Raw genomic sequence first — 22205 nt, 5'->3', positions numbered from 1 at the left:
ATAAGGTGCCTTTGGTCGTTTCTTTATCTAAGCAACGCTATTTAGCTTAGGTTTTAACTCTTTTCGCGTCAAAGTTTCACTAAAGTCATGACTGAAGTGGTCAACTTGAATCGCAGCGTAACGCAGTTTGTCGGCAGCCACAATTTGGTCGACTTCATCTTGCGTTAGTACATCAGCAGCAAGTGCTTGAGCAAGTTTATCTTGCAGTAAGCCTTTACGAGCCACTTTGCCCTCTTTCACTGCTTTGAAGATCTTACGTTCGAGAGGCTTGATGCTGTACATCGCATTGAACGCATTCTCCATTAGGCCAACACTATCCTCTTCTTCTTTGCCTATGTAGCAAAGGTGAGTTAGACGTTCACGGTGTGCACCCGGAGTCATCAAGCTTTCTGCCAGTTGTACCGTTAGATTATCACTTGGTTTTTCAAAGTGGTTACCGACAGGGAAAACTAGACCTTTAAGTACTTTACCTACCATCTTGTTCGGGAAGTTTCTGTACGCTTCTTGTAGCGATTTAGCCGCGTTATGGAAACAGTGTTGAACCGCGTAGTGTACGTAGTCTAGGTCAGCTTGTTGACGACCTTCATCTTCATACTTCTTAAGCGCTGCAGACGCCATGTATAGGTAACTTAGACCATCGCCTAGACGTGCAGAGATAAGCTCTTTACGTTTCAGTTCGCCACCTAGTGTAAGCATTGCGAAATCCGCACTCACTGCAAGCGCACGGCTCAAGCGAGTTAAGGCTTGGTAGTACGGCTTCGTTGGACCGCTCATATCCGCTTTAATGAACTTAGAGCCTGTCAATGCCGCACCGAACGCACCAAACGTGTTCTTAGTTGCGTGAGAGATATGCTTGAACAACAAGTTATCGAAATCCTTCGCACCTTGCTTCTCATCTGGGTTTGCTGCCGCTTCCATTTCGCTTAGCACGTATGGGTGACAACGTGTCGCACCTTGACCGAAGATCATCAGGTTGCGAGTTAAGATGTTCGCACCTTCTACTGTGATAGCAACTGGAATACCTAGGTAAGGCGCAGCTAAGTAGTTCATTGGACCATCTTGAATTGCACGACCAGAGTGGATATCCATTGAATCATTCAGGATAGTACGCGCCATTTCTGTCATGTGATATTTCGCGATAGCCGTAACGATACCCGGCTTCTCTTTCATATCGAGTGAAGTAGTTGTTAGTGTACGAGTCGCTTCTAGTAGATATGTTAAGCCACCAATACGACCTAAACTCTCTGCAACTCCTTCAAACTTACCAATCGACATACCGAACTGCTTACGAACATAAGCGTATGCGCCGGTCGTTTTCGCCGTTAGGTGGCCCATCGCCGTGCCAAGTGCGGGTAATGAGATACCACGACCTGCAGACAGACATTCCACCAGCATACGCCAGCCTTTACCTGCGTAATCGGCACCACCGATTAACCATTCCATAGGAATAAATACATCGTGACCGCGTGTTGGACCATTCATAAACGCAAGACCAAGTGGGTCATGACGCTCACCAATCACAACACCTTCGTGGTCAGCCGGGATTAGCGCACAAGTGATGCCAATGTCTTCTTTGTCACCCAGTAGCTTTTCTGGATCGTGCAGTTTGAAAGCCAGACCAAGTACCGTCGCCACTGGTGCTAGTGTAATGTAGCGTTTGTTCCAGTTAAGCTTGATACCTAGCGTCTCTTTACCTTCGTGCATGCCCATGCACACAGTACCGACATCAGGGATACCACCCGCATCAGAACCCGCTTCTGGGCCTGTTAGTGCGAAACATGGGATATCTGTACCGTCAGCAAGACGAGGTAGCCAGTAGTCTTTTTGGTCTTGAGTGCCGTAGTGAGACAGCAGCTCACCAGGACCAAGAGAGTTTGGAACCATTACTGAAACCGCAGTACTGATACTGCGAGTCGCAATCTTAGTTACGATAGTTGAGTTAGCGTGTGCTGAGAATTCACGACCGCCATACTCTTTCGCAATAATTAGCGAAAAGAAACGCTCTTTGCGTAAGAAGTTCCACACCTCTTCAGGAAGGTCTCGATCTTCTTTTACAATTTGGTGGTCATCAAGCATAGCGAGCAAGGTTTCAAGCTCATTATCCATGAACGATTGCTCTTCTGCTGTCAGCTGAGGTTTTGGGTATTGGTGCAGCTTAGTGAAATCTGGTTTACCAGAAAACAGCTCTCCGTCCCACCACACGCTACCCGCTTCCATCGCTTCTTTCTCGGTGCTAGATAGTGGTGGTAGTACTTTTTTAAAGAGTTTAAAAGCTGGGTCACTTACCCATTTTTGTCTTAGAGAGCTCATAGTTCAGATCCTTTTGTTCACTATATTGGTTGTGAATGTTTCGCTTTTTATTGTTTTATTCTTCTGCTGACATGCCTGCGGCTAAATATGGAATAAGAATATCGACCACTGCCTTAGCATCTATCTTTCTGTCATAGTCATTCTCTGCAATTTCTACCAGAGCCTGACTTGATGCCATGGTGAATACACAAGTCCCTAGGGTGAAGTGTAATCGCCAAAATAACTGTTCTTGAGTGAGGTTCGGATTCGCCTTCATTACAGATGTCGTAAACAAAGAAAGTACTTCGCTGTAGCGAGTAGTAATGAACCAACGCAAGTGTCCTTGCACATCCGTATAGCCTCTGCCGATAAGTAACATGAATCGGCTTGTACCATTTGGCCTAACATCATTAAGTGCTCTTAGTGGCTGTCTCAACGACTCAAACACGTCACTCATAGAATACGTTTCGTTCAAGTTTAAGTTCACTAATGCATCTTGCAGTGCTGGCATAAATGCTTCTAAGTAACGATTGAGTACCGCACGAACCAGAGTCTTCTTATCGCCAAAGTGATAGTTCACTGAAGCTAAGTTGACATTCGCTTTACTCGTAATCGTACGTAAAGAGGTGTCATTAAAACCGTGCTCAGCAAATAAGCCTTCAGCCACATCTAAGATTTTGTCTTTGGTTGTACTTCTTGGTGCCATTTCAATCACTCGTATTAAACAACTGTTTGAAATATACGCTTAGTACATTTATTTAACAAGCAAGCAACATCACATTTTCACAAATTGGTCGTACCAGTTAATAAAACTCAGCACTAAACGATTGAATCGCTGTGTGTTTATAAAAAAAGAAAAAAATAATGAATTTTCTTGGAACTGAAATGGAAATGGAGAGTCCTAAATTAGGTAGAAAACAGCGTATTTAGAAGTTTAACAGGCCGTCAAACTTGTTCTTCTCACTGCTTTCTTAATTACTGCATTTTCCTTATTAACTCCTATACTTGTATCCGCCCAAACCACGTTGGTTTGGGCTTTTTTTTGTTTGTTGTTTAGGGTGAAACCTTACTTACCCTTCTTCACAGCTACAACTACAAACTAAACAGCGCGATCGATTCTTTTTATATTGTCATTTTTTACTAAAAATCGAACTACCACGCTTGGCACATTGCTATCACTGAGATACGTATTTCAAACAACCTCCTAACCAACGTTTACCAATCTCTGCCCAAGCCGAATTCTAGCCTTGCATTTATTTTCAACACATCTACTCGAAGCTTGCCACCTGTCACAACTGGTAAATTAATCAATAGCGATAGAGACTTACATTCGAAATAAAGCCAACAAACTTAGCAATTTCTAGCAGATGTCCTAAGCTTCGTTTAATACCCTTCTCAATTAAGTAGTTAAACGCTAGTTGGGAGGAGGCGGGAGCTTTTAAAAGTAGAAGGAGACCTACTTTGAGACTGTTTAAATTACCCATCATCTGTTGCTTAGCTATTGCAACCCCACTCTCTGCTCAGACTTTAGAACAGGCTGTTGCCATTACCTTGGCTACCAATCCTGAGATAAAAAGTATTTTTAATGAGTTTGTGAGTGTACAAAAACGAAACGATGCCGCAGGTGGTGCTTATAGGCCGAGTATCGATCTTGATGCTGGTATTGGCTATGAAGGCATAAACCCTGCGCCAAACAACGGTCCTGATACCGATCTCACACGAAAGGAAGCCACCATATCCCTCACTCAGTTGTTGTGGGATGGTTCGTCGACTCTCAATGATATTGATCGTACTGCCGCAGAAGCAGAATCGGTTCGTTTGCAATTGCTCGCGGATGCCGAAGACAAAGCGCTAGAGGTCACACAGATCTACTTAGACGCAGTCAAAGCAACTGAAGTTTTAGCCCTTTCGGAAAGTAACCTCGCTATCCACAAGAAAATCTATAAAGACATCAAAAAGCGTGCAGTCTCAGGCATAGGCTCAACCGCAGATGTATCTCAGGTAGAAGCAAGGATTGCAAAAGCTCACGGCAACTTATTAGCCGCACAGAACAACCTAATTGATACCCACACCCAATTTAGAAGAATAGTGGGTCAAGAACCGCTTGGCTTAGTCTACCCAAGAGCCGATATTTCTATGATTCCTCTGTCATTATCAGACGCGCTTGTTGATGCTCTGGACCAACACCCAGTCATCAAAGTCGCGACTGCAGATGTCGATTCAGCGCACTTCCAGTACAAACAATCAAAAGGGGTTAACTACCCGACGTTCTCTATCGAGGCATCTCAATCATGGCGAGATGATGCTGGAGGCGATGAAGGTTCGAGCCAAGAGACTTTGGCAATGTTGAGAATGCGATACAACCTCTACAACGGTGGTACCGATAGTGCTAATTCAGAAGCTGCAGCTTACCAACTCAATAAAGCAAAAGATCTAAGAGATCGTGCTTATCGACAAGTTGAAGAAGGCCTTCGCCTCTCTTGGAGTGCATTGGATCTGACGTTACAACAAAAGAACTTCTTGTCTGATCACGTGGATTCGGCGTCAGAAACCGTTATCGCTTATGAGAAACAATATCGAATCGGCAAACGTACGCTACTTGATCTGCTTAACACTGAAAACGAATTGTTTGAAGCCCGCAAAGATTACTTAGATGCGCATTACTCTGAACAGTACGCTAAATACCGTGTAATGAACGCGACAGGCTCTCTATTGAACGCTCTACTGGTCGACATTCCAGACGAGTGGACAACGGCAGTGGAGTATTAATGATGAAGAGACCTTATTTATTACTTTCCGCATTAACGATAACGCTATGTGCATGCTCTAGCCAAAATGAAGAGCCCTACATAGAAACGCCAGAAGCGGAGCAAATTTCTGACCTGCAAGACGATGATAACGATGGTGTGGTCAATGCACGAGACACCTGTCCTGGCACACCAGAGTCGTCTCTGGTAGACAACGAAGGCTGTGGAGAGACGGTTAGCTCGCAAGAAGTCAGACGGCTGAACATCCTTTTCGCCAATGACTCCTATGAAGTTAACCCTATCTTCTCAGATCAAATCACCACTATGGCTGAGTTCTTAGAAACCTACCAAAGTGCATCGATAGAGATTCAAGGTTACGCCAGTAAAGTCGGCGCGAGTGAATACAACTTAGAGCTATCAAAGAAACGCGCTCACCACGTTGAAGATGAACTGTTGTCGAATGGTATCGACCCGAGCCGAGTAAGAGTTGTTGGTTACGGTGAAAACCGCTTAGAGAGCGATGGCAACGATGCTACGTCTCATGCACTGAACCGCCGAGTAACAGCCACAGTTGTCGGACTAAGCGAACAGATCGTCGAGGAGTGGACCATATTTACCACGCTAGAAAAATAACATGACACTGTCACTCTGGTCATCCAAAACGATCCGCAATTCATGCCGATCAAAATAATGAGTTGAATCTAGGAGTTTTAGATCATCAATAACTAACCAAACTAAAAATACTAGCAGTTAGGATCAATAAAGCCGAGATAGGAAACCCTATCACGGCTTTATTGTTCTTTGCTGTCACATGAATCGGGGAGGATGATTCTGTGACTCGTCTTGCTACTCAGAAGTTAGCTTGTTAATCAGTGAATAGGCTCGCCGTTAAACGAGCCTACCACTGATTATAGTTTTACTTCTTGTTGCTTTGCTGTTTTCGGTAAAGAAACGCTTAGCAGGAAGTAACCTAGAATTGCAGCTGTTGTAGATCCCATCAGGATGCCTAGTCGAGCTAGTGTGTCAAACTCTACATTCGTTGGGCCAAATGCTAGTGATGAAATAAAGATAGACATTGTAAAACCAATACCACACAGGACAGATACTGCGAAGATGTTCATAAAGTTCACACCTTCAGGGAGCTTAGCAACACCCAATTTCACCGCACCCCAGCTGAATGCAAAGATACCAAGAGGCTTACCAATCAATAGACCCATAGCGATACCAAGCGGTAGCATACCTGTTAGGCTTGAGATTGAGATACCTTCCAATGAAATACCTGCGTTTGCAAAAGCAAAGACTGGCAAGATTGCAAAAGCGACGTATGGGTGCAGAGCATGTTCTAGATGCTTCAGCGGAGAATGTTCACCTTTATTGCCTTTCAGTGGGATAGCAAAACCAATCACTACACCAGCCAGCGTTGCATGAACACCAGACTTCAATACTGCAAACCACAGAATTGCACCAACAATGAGATACACACTCAGCTTAGTTACATGCTTGTTGTTTAGCATGAACAGCACACCAGTTGCGATGAAACCAACCGTTAACGCAAGCGTTGATAGGTCGCCTGAGTAGAACAGTGCAATGATAACAACAACGCCAAGGTCATCGATAATTGCTAAAGCCAATAGGAACACCTTCAAGCTAACCGGTACACGGTTACCAAGAAGCGCCATGATACCTAATGCGAATGCAATATCAGTTGCCGCGGGGATAGCCCAACCTTGAAGCGCTTCTGGGTTACTTGAGTTAAATAGCACGTAAATAAGTGCCGGAGCTAGCATACCGCCAACGGCTGCGATAGCTGGGAAGATTGCTGTCTCTTTAGACTTTAATGCGCCTTCTAAAAGTTCGCGCTTAACTTCTAAGCCGATTAGAAGGAAGAAGACAGCCATTAAGCCATCGTTAATCCAGTGAGACACAGACATACCAAGAACGTAACTATGTAGTACACCTTGGTACATTTCGTTCAGTGGTGAGTTTGCTACAAACATTGCGATCGCCGCAGCGATGACTAGTATGATGCCGCCAGCAGATTCCATTTTAAAGAAGTCACGGATGACGTCGGTCATGATTTCGCCCTTATATTTATTATTTAAATAAACGAATAACAAAGAATAACCACGAGTTTATATCCAAGTTTAATTGATAGATAATCACTTCTTCGGATGTTTAACTTCGGTTTTTCCTACAAATACTAAACAATACGTCGTATATTCCATAATGTTGTTATGCACCATGAATTAAGTATAGATGAGATCATCGAACCTGTATGCACAATTCATTGGGGGACGCTAAAAGGCGCAGGCATAAAAAAGGCTATCAAATTATAGCCTTAGGTGTTTTTTAGTAGCCAGTTAACTGCATAAAGCCTGTCGCTTCATGGCTCCCGCTCGCCTTAATCGGCCCTTCCCAATATGGTATGACAAATGGAAGCCACATATCCCTGCGTATAATACGCGTTGTGAGGTTGATATCATGCTTAGGGACGTTAATGATCCACTGCAAAGGCATCCGTCTTCCATTCATCAACGTTGTATTTTGCAATGGTTGAATGGAAATGTCGGATTCCGTTAATTGGTAAACTTTGCCTGAGCGCGTTGCTAATGTCCCGAATATGTAAGGCAACTGTTGGTTATGACGATAGCGGTTAATGCTCAGCGCTGTGCCGTCATCGAGGTTAAATACAAACCAATCCCAACCTTGTTGGCCCACTCCAAGTAAGCCACTGCCCCACTCTTTATGTACCCACGCAGTTCCTTCCACTTCCTTGGTAACGCCGTCTAGGTTCAACACACCGCTCAACGATAAAAATGGAGCGCTGAAGTTATAAGACGCGACAGGTAATAAGTCGTGCTTTTTCTGATAACCGTTATCGCCGTTGAGCACATAGGGCCCTTTTGCAATGGTGTCGAGTTCTAGTCCAAACGTATCAGTTTGCACTTGAAGGCGCCCGGGGAATGGGGTGTTGCCGAGTGCACGCCAGTTCCAGTTATCAATCCAAAGTCTGAATGGACGATTAGTCATTCCCGCTTGGCCAATACCGCCACGAGCCATGCGCTGTTCTTTCCATACTTTGGACTTAGAAGAGACCACCACATTTGAGATATAGACTTGAGGGCTTTGCCACCCCGGTGTTTCACGTTCGTCCGTTGCGATACGAAAAAAACTCCACTGAACCGAATAGTCTTTACCATCATCACCTTTCAAAGATGCAAAGTAATGCCACCACTCGTGCTGAAACTCTGGGTGGAACTTAAAATCTTGTGGTAGCGAAACATTACGGTCTGGCAAAACAGGTTCGAACACATTGAAGTGTTCATTAACCAATATTGAGTTAACTTCATTCACGTCCTTTTCACCAGGATCGATGAAATAGGAGTAATAACCCCAAACACTTAAAAAGATGCCGAAGAAACTGATTAATAGCAGAGAAGACAGAATTCGTTGTCTTAACTTAGTTGAAGTATTCCGTAAAAACATACTAAAGCGCATCCCTCAGTGACTTCATCGGAGTGTTCCGAATCATTCTCATCACTGGTAAAGCACCAGCTAGCATCAATGCTGCCATGGCCCATGCAAATGTCTGCAAATAGTCCCAAGGAATCACTTGTAACTCGAGTGACCACCCAAAAGACTGCTTTATCACGATATCAACAATTAGGCTCGCTAACGCCAATCCGAGCGGAATCGCAATTAAGGAGGAAATAAGCCCAAACACAAACAACTGCAAACTACCTGTCAGGATCAGTTCTTTCGCCGAGACACCCAAACAGCGCTGCAAGGAAATATGCCTTTGGCGAGACACTTCTCCCGCAACCGTCGCAAAGAAAATACCGAAGACGGCGATAACCAAGGTGATGTTACCTAATGTATCTGCAATCGCGAACGTCCTATCGAACACCCGCATCGCTTGACTGTGGATGTTGTTGTTATCGAAAACGCGCTCGGAGCCAAGCCTGAATACGCTTTCTAATCGGCTGCGAAGCCCTAATGAATTCACATCGTCTTTGAGTATTACCCCAAGGCCGACATTACCCCGCCCTGCAAAGCCATACAGCCAGTTTCGATGCGACATCATGACTTGATGGTAAGGATTACCGTAATCGTAATAAACACCGACAACCTGCCAACCAGAGCCGAGACTATCATAGAGGTCAATGTAGTCGCCAGGGCGAATCCCCAGCTTGAGAGACATCGATTCACTGATCAACACGCCTTTAGAGTGATGTAAGTGATACCAGTAATTCGGAATACCTAATTTGATCGTCAGCGCTTCTAGCTCACCTTCAGAAGGCCCCGTACTGACCACCTGAATACTACCGACTGGAGACGCCACATCTTTCTCCCAACGCCACCAAACCGAATCCACTTCAGGTTGGTCAGATAACCAATTACTCATACGAGCAGCGGCATTGTTGGTTGGGTAGATATACAGATCGGCAGCCAAACGCTGTGTTAGCCATTTATCAGTGGTATCTCTAAAGCTACCGACCATGGTTTCTACACCAATATTGGCTGTTAAGGCTAACATAAACGCCATCGTCGCCACGCCACGGTAGCTCATACTGGAAGCTGCATCAGCAAAGAACCAGCGAGCACGAACCCAGCGCAACGAATAAGAGAGGCTGTTAAATAACTTCCACATCAAAAACGGGGTAAATAGCGCCACACTGATCAGCATTAGCGCGATAATCGCAAAACCCGTTTCTTGAGTCTGAGGGGCTTGATACACAGCAACAGCAGCAACCAAGAAGCCACAGCCAATCAACGCTTGCCAAGTGAACTCGGTACCCGCAAAACGCATCAAAGACAAACGAGAAGACAGACGAATCGGTTGAGACTTAAGTAAACGAACCAGTGGCCACGCACACGCTAAGAAAGCACCAATCAATGCCATCAGTAAGCTGTAACCACTCCAACGCCAATTCCAGTCGATCGTTAAGCCGACGTTAGCGTCGTATAAATCGCCCAAGCTTGAAGATACGGCAGGTAACAATTGGTTTGCTAGCATCACGCCAAATACATTGCCGCAGATCCAGCTCAGTAAAACCAATAGCAGTAACTCTAAACAGAGCGCTTTAGTCAGTTGCCAACCAGACACACCCGTTTGTCTTAAAATCCCGACTAACGGTTGACGCTGAATAAAAGAAAGCGACATTGCTTGATAGAAAATGAACAAGCCAACCACAAACGACAGCATACCCATCGCTTTTAGGTTTAAGTGGAACGCACTGGTCAGCGACTCAAGCTCTGCCTTAGAGCTACGAGAGATCGTCAAACCATTAGGTAACATATTTTTAAGACGTTCAAACTTCTCAGTGGGCATGTCTGAACAAGCAATCACTGAAAGCCCAGCACTGCGTTTAAGCATTCGGAGCAAGGAGATATCCGCAATCAACCTTGTACCATTAATCATATTATTTTGATCAACAACCACAGGACCAAGTTCAGAACCATCCATCAAAGGGATGTAATCACCGTTGTGCCATTCCATGTGTTCAGCAAGATCATCACTGACAAGGATTGGATATGGTGGCTTCATGAGGTTCAAAGCGGTGAGATCTTTTAACGCTATACCAGGTTGTAGCTGAAGCATAGAAACAGGATCTATACCGACAACCATGAAGTTTGCGCCATTTTCATCAGTGATACGATGGTGATCAAGAGGAGAACACTGTTGAAAACCTTCACGGCGAAGTTGGATATAAAAGCCTTGCGGGATTTTATTGGCGTTGTGTTTTGGTCGAATACGGTAAGGAAGAGGATTCGAAAAGAGTTTTTCGCCATGCGCATAGCTTTGCTTGGCGTGTTGGTTGATAGCAGTAACACCAACCAAAAGTGATACGCCGAGGGTTAAACCAAGCCATACCAAAATAATCTGCAGTGGGTAACGTCGATAGTGACCGAGTAGTGCCTTAACTACGGGCCATAACATGCAGTTGCCCTCCTTGCAGACGGATCCTACCATCCATATGCAGAGCTACTTTTTCACTGTGTGTTACCAACAGCAACGTACATTCTAATTGACGAGCCAAAGAGGTCAGCAAACGCATTACCGCTTCTGCATTACGCTCATCTAAACTACCGGTCGGCTCATCGGCCAGCAATATTTTTGGTTCCATATACAGCGCACGCGCAATGGCCGCACGTTGTTGTTGGCCACCAGACGCTTCTTCAGGGTAACGGCCAAGTAAAGGCATAAGATCTAAAGCAGAGAGAATCTGTCTCCAGAGACCTTTGTCTTCAGGTAAGCCTTTTAACTGGCGGCAAAAACGGATGTTATCGGCAATATTTAACGTTGGCAGTAAGTTGAATTGCTGAAAAATATGGCCAATGTTGTTTCTGCGATAAGCGGTGCGGTCACGCTCGGTTGAGTCGTGCATATTGAAGTGAGGAAAAGCGATTTCACCTGAGTCCGCTAGGTCTAAGCCCGCGATAAGATTCAGTAAAGTACTTTTACCTGAACCGCTTTCTCCCATTAATGCCAGCTGGTCACCTTGGTTTAATGTTAATTCAGCACCTTGCAAAACAGGGTGAAACTCCCCCCCATCGACATAGCCTTTACATAGGTCTGACAGCTTTAACATTAAACAGCTCGCATTAGTTAGAATTTGGAAGGAGAATCTACACTAATTCCCTGTTAGGAGGAAGTATTTTGAAAGATAGATCACACGCCAACGATAAAGTGATGCGATTGGTGCGCCCTACTTCAACTTCCTATCAAGTTTTTAATCCATTTTCTTGTTTTCATGCGATAGAGCGACCCGCCCCACTTGAGGACTTCTTCCGTTAGGAAAAGCAGATATACCCACTCAGGTGGAAACTTAAAATAGATAGCCGCGATGGCTGCCAATGGGATACCGATCACCCACTGAGCAATCAAATCTTGATAGAGGCAGAACTTCACATCACCACCCGCTCTCAACACCCCAACGATCACAGTCAATGGCACCGAGCGAATGACAATACCCACACAGAGGATCAGAATGAACTTCTCTGAGAGGGCTCTGGTTTCTTCCGTCAGTGCGCTAAAGGCATTAAGTATTGGCGTTTGAACGAAATAGAGAAAAACGGCTACAACAATACTAGTTAAGAAACACAAAATTGTTAAGCCAAGCGCTTGATAGTAAACCGCTTCATTGTTTTTCGCACCAAGTTGATTACCCACCAAAACAGCTGCCGCATTCGAAAGGCCAATCAATAAACTCAATGAGATAGATTCAACCGGCGTCATGACCGATAGCGCAGCCAGACCTTGAACGCCCGATTGCCCCATGATCGCGTGGTAAGCAAACAAACCACCCGCCCATGCTAAGAAGTTAAACGTGGTCGGCAGAGACAGCTTCAAGAAGCGAACCACCTTATCAATCGAAGCTGCCGCTTTAATATCGCAAAACTTAAATGCTAATAAATGCTTAGAGAAATAGAGATAACCAAACAAAGTCGCGACTTCAATCGCGCCACTCAGTACCGTCGCAATCGCCGCACCTTTGATTCCAAGCGCAGGAAAGCCTAAGTTACCGAAGATCAGCACCCAGTTTAAGAACACGTTAGACAGGATGCCGATACCGCTGAAAAATGTACTTAGCCCGGGTTTGTGCATCGCTCTCAAACCCACAGCCATACTGCTGACACACGATACCGCTAGCATGCTAAATGACGTAATTACGATGTATTCAACGCCTAAGTTGATGACCTCTTGAGAGTCGGTCGTCACGCCCATGATTTGTGCAGGAAATGAAACGAAAAACGCGATAGTCAGTAAAGCAAACAGTGTCGACACCAGCCACGTCAGCGCAGTGCTTTCTCTCACACCTTGTCTGTTACCCGCGCCCCAATATTGAGCAGTAAGAAGAGCACCGCCCGTGGTAACACCCACCAGCATAATGGTCGTCACGAACATCGCTCGGCTCGCCACCCCCACAGCTGCGATGTCTGCTTCGCCAAGTTGGCCCAACATCAATACATCCACCAAGCCTCGGCTTGAAAACATAATGCTCTGCAAGGTGATGGGCAGTGCAATCGCAATAAGCCTGCGAACAAAATCACCTCGTGTGTGATGAATAATTGAAGAGAGCAACATAGAGAGATACCTAAACGGAACGTATTGATGAATAAAGATAAATATCGCGCTATTATATCAATGTTCGGTTTTTAACCACAGATATAAATGGAGTAACAATGAAGAAAGTACTGGTTTTAGGCGCTTCTGGATATGTTGGTTCGCAACTCCTCCCTCTCCTGCTTGAGCAAGGCTATCAAGTCACGGCAGCAGCAAGGCATATCGACTATTTAAAGGCACGGACCGAGCCTCACGAAAGCTTATCGCTTGAGTATCTTGATCTGGCCGATCAAGCTGCGACACAAGCCTTAGTCCCCGACTTTGATCTTATCTTCTTTCTCGTCCATGGCATGGCGGAAGGCCACGACTTTATCGATTATGAGCTGAACTTAGCCCGTAACTTTGTTTCTGCTCTTGGGCCAAAGAATCAACACGTCATCTACCTGAGTTCTTTACAGCCTCAGACTGGTGATTCAGAGCACCTTCAAGCGAGAAAGAAAACCGGCGAATTGCTTCGTAAAGGGCCTGTACCCGTTACCGAACTTCAAGCTGGCGTGATCATTGGCCCAGGATCTGCGGCATTCGAGATCATGCGAGATTTCGTGTACAACTTGCCGATTATGATTGCGCCAAAATGGGTTGACTCTAAAGCCAACCCGATTGCTTTGCAGAACCTGAACCACTATTTACTAAAACTCGCACAAGACACGCCTAGCGAAAGCCAAACCTTTGAGGTTGGCGGGCCGGATATTGTCTCTTACCGAAACCAATTTGCTCATATTGCTAAAACCGCCGATCGTCCACTCAAACTATGGGCGACATCGCTACTGACACCAAAGATTGCTTCATATTGGTTAGGTGTGGTGACTTCTGTACCGTCTAACATAGGTAGAGCACTACTTGCAGGCTTAAAGCACGACTTCATCGCCAGTTCGACCATCATTAGAGAAAAGTACCCTCAGAAGCTTATCTCGTTCGAAAATATGGTTGAACAAGCCATTCACGCTGAAGGAAACTTTGTCAAAAGCAATGTATGGGGCTTTGATAAAACCGCATTCAAACGCTGGCAAGCTGGGTATGGCTATTACCCGAAGAAAACAGGCGCAAGTATCACCTCAAGCGCTTCATTGGAATCGCTTTGGCATGTTGCTCAGCAAATCGGAAGCCCGAAGCAAGGTTACTTCTTTGCTAACACTTTATGGCGCACACGCGAATGGTTGGATGTTCTTTTCGGTGGCGGTGTACCGGTTCGACAAATGCCAGAAGGGCCCAACCTAAAAGTCGGTGACAAAATCGATTCATGGAAGGTCATTCGCTGTGAAGAGAATCAGTTTTTATCTCTGCTTTTCGGTATGAAAGGCCCCGGTTTAGGGCGACTCGAGATTACTGTCTCTGACCACGGTGACTCTCGCGAGCTGAATATCTCGGCTTGGTGGCATCCAAAGGGGTTTCTAGGGTTACTGTATTGGTTTGCTATGATGCCAGCCCACCTGTTTATTTTTAAAGGCATGGTGAAGGCAATTGAGAAGCAGGCTAAAGAACAGGATTAAAAGCAGATGCGGGATTCGAGTGACGAGATGCGAAAAGACTAAAAGCAAATTAGCGACACGCGCTATGAGAGACAAAAAAGAGCGGATAATTCCGCTCTTCGTATCTCTCATCTCGAATCCGCTATTAGCCGATAACGCTAATTGGGATCTCAGCCAGTTGGTTGCCTTGGTTAGCAGGGTAAACGATGTATTCACCGTGATACTTCACCGCAGACTTATAGTCCGTTACTTTGTGAAGCATGAAGCCCGCTTCCATCGCCGCTTGGATGAACTCAGCATGGTTGCCACGAACAAACCAGTTCATTGGCTTAACCATCAACTCCCCGTCGAAAGAGTCGTCACACTGTTTACCGCATAAAGCAAAAGAGTGCTCGCCATCGGTGAAGAATTGAATCTTGCCGCCAGTCGTTAGCTCGTCTTCACTCGATACGCTCCAACCCATCTCGTACATTTTGTCCATGAACGCTTCAACATCACTGTCTTTTAGCGTTTTAGGCTCTTCGCCTTCAGGGAAAAAACGTCCGTAAAACGCAGAAATACGTTTAAAGGTAAAAGTTAAATCAGAGTTGTTGCCTTTTGAGCGACCCTGTTTCTGCCAGCGAACTAAGTCAGGCACAATCACGCGATCATAAGCTTGAGATTTAATCGCTTTTGTTACCCAACGAACAAGATAAAGGTTGTTCGCGATAGGTGCGTCGATCGCTTTACCAGACTTATGCAGAGCATACAGCTCGCCCAGCGCATCGTTCACTAACTTCTGAATTTCAATATAGTATTTTGACATTATGCCTTCTTTCCTAATGTCCAATATAGTAATGCTGACAGTATTGCACATGCTGCCATCATCATAGCCATTGGCCCTGCAGTGTCACTTGGTAGCATAGCAACAATTGCCCCCACTACAGAACCAGTACCAAATCTTAATGTGCCTGCAAGCGAAGAAGCTGTGCCGGCCATATTCGGGTATCCGCTTAAAAGCAGTGCCATTGAGTTACTACCAATGGTAGACAGTGTGCCGATAAACAGCATCACGAATGGCACAATACCCCACAAACCGATATCTAACATCCAACCGACTAACAGACCTAAGCCCGCAAACAGTTGAATGGTTAAACCGACTCTGAGCATAGCGTGGGAGCCCACTTTCTTAACGATTCGACCGTTGATGCTCGTCATCAAGATCATAGCAACAATATTCAAACCGAACAGGTAGCCAAACAGATCAGGGCGAACGCCATAGATATCGATGTAAACGAATGAACCTGCCGTTAAGAACGCAAACATCCCTGAAAATGAGAATGCACCAGAGAAAATCAGGCCCATCGCCGTTGGGTTCTTACACAGTCGAGCATAGTTACGAATCGTTGTTTTAAAGCGCAATGGTTGTCGGTTTTCTGCAGGAAGCGTTTCTGGGATCTTCATCGATACCGCCAGAATCACGATCACCGCAAAAATAGCCAGAACCCAGAAAATTGAACGCCAACCGAACCACAACGCTAAGTAACCGCCAATCATCGGAGCAACCAATGGCGCAACTGTCATCACCAAAGTAACGAAAGACATGGTTCTTGCGAAATCTTCACGATCGAACATATCTCTTACCACCGCTTGGATGATAACGGCCGCCGCAGCACCAGCAAAACCTTGAGCGGTACGGATGTAAGTCAGCGCTTCAATGCCATGAGTTGTCGCACTCACCATAGAAGCGATAGCAAACAAGAACACACCAATAAGCAGTACAGGCTTGCGACCATAGCTATCCGCCAACGGGCCATGCAGCAACTGCCCCAGCGCGAAACCTGCGGTATAGGCTGTTAGCGTGATTTGTACCTCACCCGCCGTCACACCAAGATCTTTAGCAATGGTCGGCATCGCTGGCAGATACATATCAATGGCTAGCGGAGTAAGTGCACCAATCGCACCTAGAATCAAAAACAGCACTAAGCCTAATTGAGGTGTTTCTAGTTGGGAGCTTTGGCTCTGTGAGGTCGATGTTTGCATGGTTCTCCGAATGTTCAACTGATAGAGCTAGGGACTAGCGTGAGTACGCGAGTCAAAGATTGGCTGAGACTTTCCTAGTACCAGTCAACATCATCAGCCGACGCTATCCATGGTCGGCTTTACAACGAAAGGGCTATGTCCAGCAAAAGTGGTCTCTTGTGAAGAACAATTTCTTGTTAAGAGCAACTTCTAGCTAAGGACTACTTCCAGATTGAATCGACTTCTTCTTGCGTTAGGTAACGGTATTCACCTAACTCTAAAGATTCGTCCATCTCAATTTCGCCAATACGTTCACGGTGTAGTGCTTCTACCTTGTTACCAAGAGCAGCAAACATACGTTTAACTTGGTGGTATTTGCCTTCGTGAATCGTTAGCAGCACTTCACGCTCTGCACGAACTTCTAGGTGTGCAGGAAGTGTTAGGCCATCTTCGCTCTTAAGCTGGATGCCCTCTTTGAATTTTTCAACGTAATCGTCTTCAACAGGTTCAACCAACCACACACGGTACGTCTTCTCGCACTTGTGCTTTGGCGAAGTGATACGGTGAGACCACTTACCATCGTCTGTAATCAACACAAGACCTGTTGTATCAATATCTAGACGACCAGCAAAGTGCAGCTTGTCCATTTTGATTTCATCAAGTAATTCAAACGCGATACGATTTGCGCCATCTTCATGCGAACAAACAAAGCCTTCTGGCTTATAAAGCATGATGTAACGTGGGCCGTGAACATTCAGTTCATTGCCTTGCCATTCCACAACGCACTCTTCAGTTACCTTGAGTGAGCCGCTTTTTTGAATGACATCATTTACTGTCACTGCCTTGGATTTTAATAAGTGTGTTGCTTCTCTTCGAGTGACGCCTAATGCATCGCACAGAAATTTATCTAAACGCATGAATACCTCAACTAATCTAAGTCGGGTATTATAGTCACCTTTGCTCAATTAGTTGAGCTATTTCACACTATTTGTTTTCCTTCTTACAAGACGCGATATGTATACACTCCGCCCGTACCAAGCTGATTCTGTAAAATCAGTGATTCATTACTTCAGAAAACACCAAACTCCGGCAGTGCTCGTGCTTCCGACAGGTGCAGGAAAAAGCCTTGTGATTGCAGAGTTAGCAAGGCTTGCGAAAGGTCGAGTGTTGGTGCTTGCTCACGTAAAAGAGTTGGTTGAACAGAACCATGAAAAGTATGAAGGTTACGGGCTGAAAGGCTCGATTTTCTCTGCGGGTTTAGGACGCAAAGAGACCGACCAACAAGTCGTGTTTGCTTCGGTGCAATCTGTGGTGCGAAATCTCGATTCATTCTCTAACCAATTTTCGCTGTTGGTTATCGACGAATGCCACCGTGTTCCCGATGAAAAGACCAGTAGTTATCAGAAAGTCATCACTCACTTACGCGAGAATAATTCGGGCATCAAGGTGCTTGGATTAACAGCGACCCCATATCGTCTTGGGATGGGTTGGATTTATCAATACCACACTCGCGGTCAAGTGCGTTCAGATGAGCCACGTTTCTTCCGCGACTGTATCTTTGAGCTGCCGATTCGTTACCTGCTCGATGAAGGTTTCTTAACTCCTGCACGCATGATTGATGCACCCGTGTTGAGCTATGACTTTTCGCAGTTAAAGCCCGCGAGCACTGGTCGCTACAAAGAAGCAGAACTCGACATGGTGATCGAGCAATCGAAACGAGCGACCCCACAGATTGTCGATCAGATTATTCACCTAGCCCAAGATAAACTAGGCATCATGGTATTCGCTGCGACCGTTCGACACGCGCAAGAGATCCTCGGCTTATTGCCAGAAGGTGAAGCTTCAATTGTGATTGGTGATACACCAACTCTCGAACGTGACCAAATTATCCGCGACTTCAAAGAACGTAAAATCAAGTTTTTGGTTAACGTATCGGTATTAACCACAGGTTTTGATGCGCCACACGTCGATTTAATCGCGATTTTGCGCCCGACAGAATCCATCAGTTTGTATCAACAAATCGTTGGCCGTGGCTTACGCCTATCTCCGGGTAAAAAAGAGTGTTTGGTGCTCGACTATGCGGGCAACAGTTACGACCTCTACCAACCTGAGGTTGGCGACCCTAAACCCGATTCAGACAGTGAAATCATCACCATCCCTTGCCCTGCGTGCGGCTTCAATAATAACTTTTGGGGCAAGCTAGACAGCAATGGCTTCTTGCTTGAGCACTTTGGGCGCAAATGCCAAGGCTACTTTACCGATGAAGACACGGGCGAGCGCGAGCACTGTAATTATCGCTTCCGAGCGAAATATTGCGGTGAATGTGGTGCTGATAATGACATTGCTGCGCGCATTTGTCATGAGTGCGATGCAACCTTAGTCGACCCAGACAAAAAGCTAAAAGAAGCACTGAACCTAAAAGATGCCTTGGTATTTGAATGCTTGGAAATGGACCTCAACGTGCTTAAAGACGAGAAAGGTAAATCACAACTTAAGGTCACCTATCGCGGAGAAAACCAAGCGCAAGTGCATGAGTTTTGGTCATTAACCAGCAAAAAGCAGAAGCAGAACTTCAAAGACCAGTTTGTTCGCCCTCACCTTGCAGACAGACATCGCCCTTTCGAAGAAGCCTCACCGACGAAAGTGGTTGCTCACCAACATAGATTCCGCCCACCTCAATTCGTGATTGCCCGTAAAGTCGGACGCTTTTGGAAAATGAGAGACAAGATATTCGAAGACGAACTACAGCAGCGTTAAGGTTAAGAATAAAAGTAAGTCTTACGTTCTTAACACTCGGCAATTAATCTTATGTATTAAAGCCTGCGCCATTTAAGCGTTAAGTTTTTCGGTATCAAATTCTCATTATTAATCAGGTTCACTTTCTGTTCAGAATTACTTTTTTATACTGAACGCTATCAACCTTCTCTAGGATTCGCTATGTTTAGTAAAGCTATGATTTCTTTGTTTTCTATAAGCTTAGGCTTATTTGTTTCTGCTGGCGCATGGGCTGACTCACATCATAATGGTCATGAATTAGTGCAGGACGTTCATAAAGCAGGAACCAGCATCGAATTTGAAGAAGATCAAGACGAAGTCTATGAAGCCGTACGAGAAGGCTACATTCGCCCTTTCTCAGAAATGTATGCGGCGGTTGAAAACGATCTTCATGGCAGAATCATTAAAGTAGAACTAGAAGAAGATGACGACATTTGGGTGTATGAACTAAAAATCAATTACCAAAACAACATCATCAAAGTCGAATACAACGCTGAGACGTTAGAAATGCTTATGATCAAAGGCCGCAACTTTAAAGACGCAATTAAACACGGCGACTAGTTACGTACGACGAAGAGCTAAGCACGACGAACAGTCATTAGAAGAAATTAGAAGAACAATTATGAAAATTTTAGTCGTTGAAGATGAGCCTCGTTTGGGCCAACAAATTATTGAAACACTTGAGGGGGCCGACTGGGTTCCAGAGCTCTCTCAAGATGGTATCGACGCACTCTACCGTGCAACGTCAGAAGAATGGGACGCGATTGTCCTCGATTTAGGTTTACCTAAGCTTGACGGCCTAACGGTATTAAAAGGCATTCGAGACGAAAACATCAACACACCAGTGATTATCTTAAGTGCTCGTGACACGCTAACTCAACGTGTTGAGGGCTTGAACGCCGGTGCTGATGACTACCTAACTAAGCCATTTGAGATGGTCGAGCTGATTGCCCGTATCCGAGCTCAACTGCGCCGAGCATCAGGCAGTGCTGCTCCGATACTTCAAATCGGTGATCTAAGCCTAGACACACGCAGTTCTAAAGTGTTGTGGCAAGGTCAAGCAGTTAGCCTCACGGCGCTGGAATATAAAGTTGTCGCGTACTTCATGCATAACCAAAACAAGGTTATCTCGCGCACTGAGTTGGTTGAGCATATCTACAAGCAAGACTTCGACCGAGACTCAAACACGGTTGAAGTGTTCATCGGTCGTATTCGTAAGAAAATCGCACCAAAGATCATCAAAACCGTTCGTGGCCTTGGCTACCAACTGAATGCTGAATAGCTCAGTCGTCAATCACGCCAAGAGCAACCATTAATTAAGTGGACAGCCTGTTCTGATCATCGCAATACGATAAGTTACGATGAGCAAAGGCAGGTTGGAAATGCATGAATCTAAAGAAACGAACACTTAAAAACATCAGTTTAAAAAGCCGCTTGCTCCTTGCTGCGGCTTTTTGGCTAGGTGCGATGATATTAGCGGCTGGTGTCGGGATTCCGAAACTGGTTAACGACTACCTCGTCGATGACATGAAGCAGCAGCTTGGCTTAACCATGGATGAGTTAACCGCCAATATCGAAACCAATGACAGTGGTAACCTGATCATGGCAGAGCGTCTGTCTGATCCTAGGTTCAACCAGCCCTACAGTGGTATTTATTGGCGCGCCGCTACCCAAGAGCAGATCATTCGATCTCGCTCGCTATGGGATAAAGACCTCACCATCAAGCGTTCACCGATTCACACATCAGTCAAAGGGCCAGAGAAAGAAAAGCTGATTTACATCGAGCAAGATATCTACCTGCCTGAACTGAGCGACCCTGTCACGATCACCATTGGTATTGATGAAGATCCATTAGAATCCACACTGACAGAGCTTACTGGTCAAGTCTGGTTGATCCTAATGTTGCTGTTTGTTGGCGTGCTGATGTTGATCGGTATTCAAGTCAGTTGGTCGTTATTACCGCTCAGCAAGATGCAACGCGAACTGGTAATGCTAAGAAACGGCGAGCAACAAGGGTTAAGCGATAACTACCCGAAAGAGGTTTCTCCATTAGTCTCTGACCTCAATGCCCTGCTCTTTCACTATCAAGAGTTATTAGAACGAGCTCGTAACCACGCGGGTAACTTATCTCATGCGTTGAAAACACCGCTTTCAGTTCTAAAAAATGAGATAGAGCGACTTCCAGAGGATGACAAGGCACTGCTGCAACAGCCCATTCATCAGATTCAAAGCCAAATTGATTATCACCTTGGCCGCGCTCGTATGGCAGGTGCAATGAACATTCTTTCGGTGAAGTCTTCACCTTGTGAGCGTGTCGAAGCTATCTCAATGGCGTTTGATAAAGTCTACGCTGCCAATGAAGTCACCATGATTAACGAGCTAGACTCTGAGATTGAAGTGGCAGTAGAAAAAACCGACCTTGATGAAATGGTCGGCAACCTACTCGAGAACAGTTACAAGTGGGCGGGCAGCATTATTCGCGTCCATGCAAATGAACTCGACGATGGCAACATAGAGCTGGTGATTGAAGATGATGGCCAAGGCATTCCTGAAGAGAAGCTTGAGCAAGTGACCAAACGTGGCGTCCGACTTGATGAAACCACACCAGGAACAGGCTTAGGGCTTAATATCGTAAATGAAATGGCACACAGTTACCGAGGCAGCCTAACGCTCAGCAAGAGCTCAATGGGCGGCTTAAAAGCTTCTCTGGTGCTTAAAATAAGTAAAGGCTGAACAAGCTAAGTAAAAGTGAAACCAATAAGCCCTATCGTAATGTTAGGGCTTAATTCTATCGAC

The 22205-nt window shown here is 45.4% G+C and carries 17 protein-coding genes; 7 read left to right on the top strand and 10 right to left on the bottom strand.

Going from position 1 to position 22205, the window contains the following annotated elements; all coding sequences use genetic code 11:
- Positions 1-27 precede the first annotated feature (27 nt).
- Together AB4486_RS08115 and AB4486_RS08110 are read right to left on the bottom strand one after the other, a co-directional pair.
- A complete protein-coding gene (locus AB4486_RS08115; RefSeq protein WP_372116923.1) occupies positions 28-2310 on the bottom strand; it encodes an acyl-CoA dehydrogenase in 2283 nt (760 codons plus the stop codon).
- 55 nt (positions 2311-2365) lie between these two features.
- Positions 2366-2995, bottom strand: coding sequence for a TetR/AcrR family transcriptional regulator (locus AB4486_RS08110; RefSeq protein ID WP_017065403.1), 630 nt, complete (start codon positions 2993-2995; stop codon positions 2366-2368).
- Between the two features lie 755 nt (positions 2996-3750).
- Between AB4486_RS08110 and AB4486_RS08105 the strand changes: the two genes are divergently transcribed.
- A complete protein-coding gene (locus AB4486_RS08105) occupies positions 3751-5058 on the top strand; it encodes a TolC family outer membrane protein (RefSeq protein ID WP_102333196.1) in 1308 nt (435 codons plus the stop codon).
- Positions 5058-5669, top strand: coding sequence for an OmpA family protein (locus AB4486_RS08100; protein WP_102428233.1), 612 nt, complete (start codon positions 5058-5060; stop codon positions 5667-5669). The genes AB4486_RS08105 and AB4486_RS08100 overlap by 1 nt, the downstream gene beginning before the upstream one ends.
- A 275-nt stretch (positions 5670-5944) precedes the next feature.
- On the opposite strand, the gene nhaA is transcribed toward AB4486_RS08100, so the two are convergent.
- From nhaA to AB4486_RS08075, 5 genes are all read right to left on the bottom strand, one after another.
- On the bottom strand, positions 5945-7111 hold the full coding sequence (gene nhaA / locus AB4486_RS08095) for a Na+/H+ antiporter NhaA (RefSeq protein WP_010441484.1): 1167 nt from the start codon (positions 7109-7111) through the stop codon (positions 5945-5947).
- Between the two features lie 274 nt (positions 7112-7385).
- Positions 7386-8534: a lipocalin-like domain-containing protein gene (locus AB4486_RS08090; protein WP_029235783.1), complete on the bottom strand. Its 1149-nt coding sequence runs from the start codon at positions 8532-8534 to the stop codon at positions 7386-7388.
- Entirely contained in the window at positions 8524-10977 is a 2454-nt protein-coding gene (locus AB4486_RS08085; RefSeq protein ID WP_137001714.1) for an ABC transporter permease, read from the bottom strand. Before AB4486_RS08085 ends, AB4486_RS08090 begins: the two co-directional genes overlap by 11 nt.
- Entirely contained in the window at positions 10958-11629 is a 672-nt protein-coding gene (locus tag AB4486_RS08080; protein WP_017060385.1) for an ABC transporter ATP-binding protein, read from the bottom strand. The genes AB4486_RS08085 and AB4486_RS08080 overlap by 20 nt, the downstream gene beginning before the upstream one ends.
- Positions 11630-11751: 122 nt before the next feature.
- Complete coding sequence (locus AB4486_RS08075; RefSeq protein ID WP_017060384.1) at positions 11752-13125, bottom strand: MATE family efflux transporter; 1374 nt, start codon at positions 13123-13125, stop codon at positions 11752-11754.
- Between the two features lie 98 nt (positions 13126-13223).
- Between AB4486_RS08075 and AB4486_RS08070 the strand changes: the two genes are divergently transcribed.
- Positions 13224-14654, top strand: coding sequence for a DUF2867 domain-containing protein (locus tag AB4486_RS08070; RefSeq protein WP_017065397.1), 1431 nt, complete (start codon positions 13224-13226; stop codon positions 14652-14654).
- 124 nt (positions 14655-14778) lie between these two features.
- On the opposite strand, the gene AB4486_RS08065 is transcribed toward AB4486_RS08070, so the two are convergent.
- From AB4486_RS08065 to rsuA, 3 genes are all read right to left on the bottom strand, one after another.
- Positions 14779-15438 carry a DUF2913 family protein gene (locus tag AB4486_RS08065; protein ID WP_017060382.1) on the bottom strand — a complete coding sequence of 220 codons (660 nt, stop codon included), beginning with the start codon at positions 15436-15438 and terminating at the stop codon, positions 14779-14781.
- Complete coding sequence (locus tag AB4486_RS08060; RefSeq protein ID WP_017060381.1) at positions 15438-16655, bottom strand: Bcr/CflA family multidrug efflux MFS transporter; 1218 nt, start codon at positions 16653-16655, stop codon at positions 15438-15440. The genes AB4486_RS08065 and AB4486_RS08060 overlap by 1 nt, the downstream gene beginning before the upstream one ends.
- Positions 16656-16855: 200 nt before the next feature.
- Positions 16856-17551, bottom strand: coding sequence for a 16S rRNA pseudouridine(516) synthase RsuA (rsuA, locus tag AB4486_RS08055; RefSeq protein WP_017060380.1), 696 nt, complete (start codon positions 17549-17551; stop codon positions 16856-16858).
- A gap of 97 nt (positions 17552-17648) precedes the next feature.
- Between rsuA and AB4486_RS08050 the strand changes: the two genes are divergently transcribed.
- The 4 genes from AB4486_RS08050 to AB4486_RS08035 all read left to right on the top strand — a co-directional run bounded on the left by AB4486_RS08050 (position 17649) and on the right by AB4486_RS08035 (position 22142).
- Positions 17649-19391 (top strand): DEAD/DEAH box helicase, encoded by a 1743-nt coding sequence (locus AB4486_RS08050; RefSeq protein ID WP_372116921.1) that lies wholly within the window; start codon positions 17649-17651, stop codon positions 19389-19391.
- 180 nt (positions 19392-19571) lie between these two features.
- Positions 19572-19970 carry a PepSY domain-containing protein gene (locus tag AB4486_RS08045; RefSeq protein ID WP_017066076.1) on the top strand — a complete coding sequence of 133 codons (399 nt, stop codon included), beginning with the start codon at positions 19572-19574 and terminating at the stop codon, positions 19968-19970.
- A gap of 61 nt (positions 19971-20031) precedes the next feature.
- Positions 20032-20691: a response regulator transcription factor gene (locus tag AB4486_RS08040; RefSeq protein WP_017060377.1), complete on the top strand. Its 660-nt coding sequence runs from the start codon at positions 20032-20034 to the stop codon at positions 20689-20691.
- 104 nt (positions 20692-20795) lie between these two features.
- Entirely contained in the window at positions 20796-22142 is a 1347-nt protein-coding gene (locus AB4486_RS08035) for an ATP-binding protein (protein ID WP_372090616.1), read from the top strand.
- Positions 22143-22205: the final 63 nt, after the last annotated feature.

Origin of the sequence: Vibrio sp. 10N.222.55.C6 (assembly GCF_041473395.1) — a bacterium.
Classification (GTDB): Bacteria; Pseudomonadota; Gammaproteobacteria; order Enterobacterales; family Vibrionaceae; genus Vibrio; species Vibrio crassostreae_C.
This window is presented reverse-complemented; position numbering and strand designations above follow the sequence as displayed.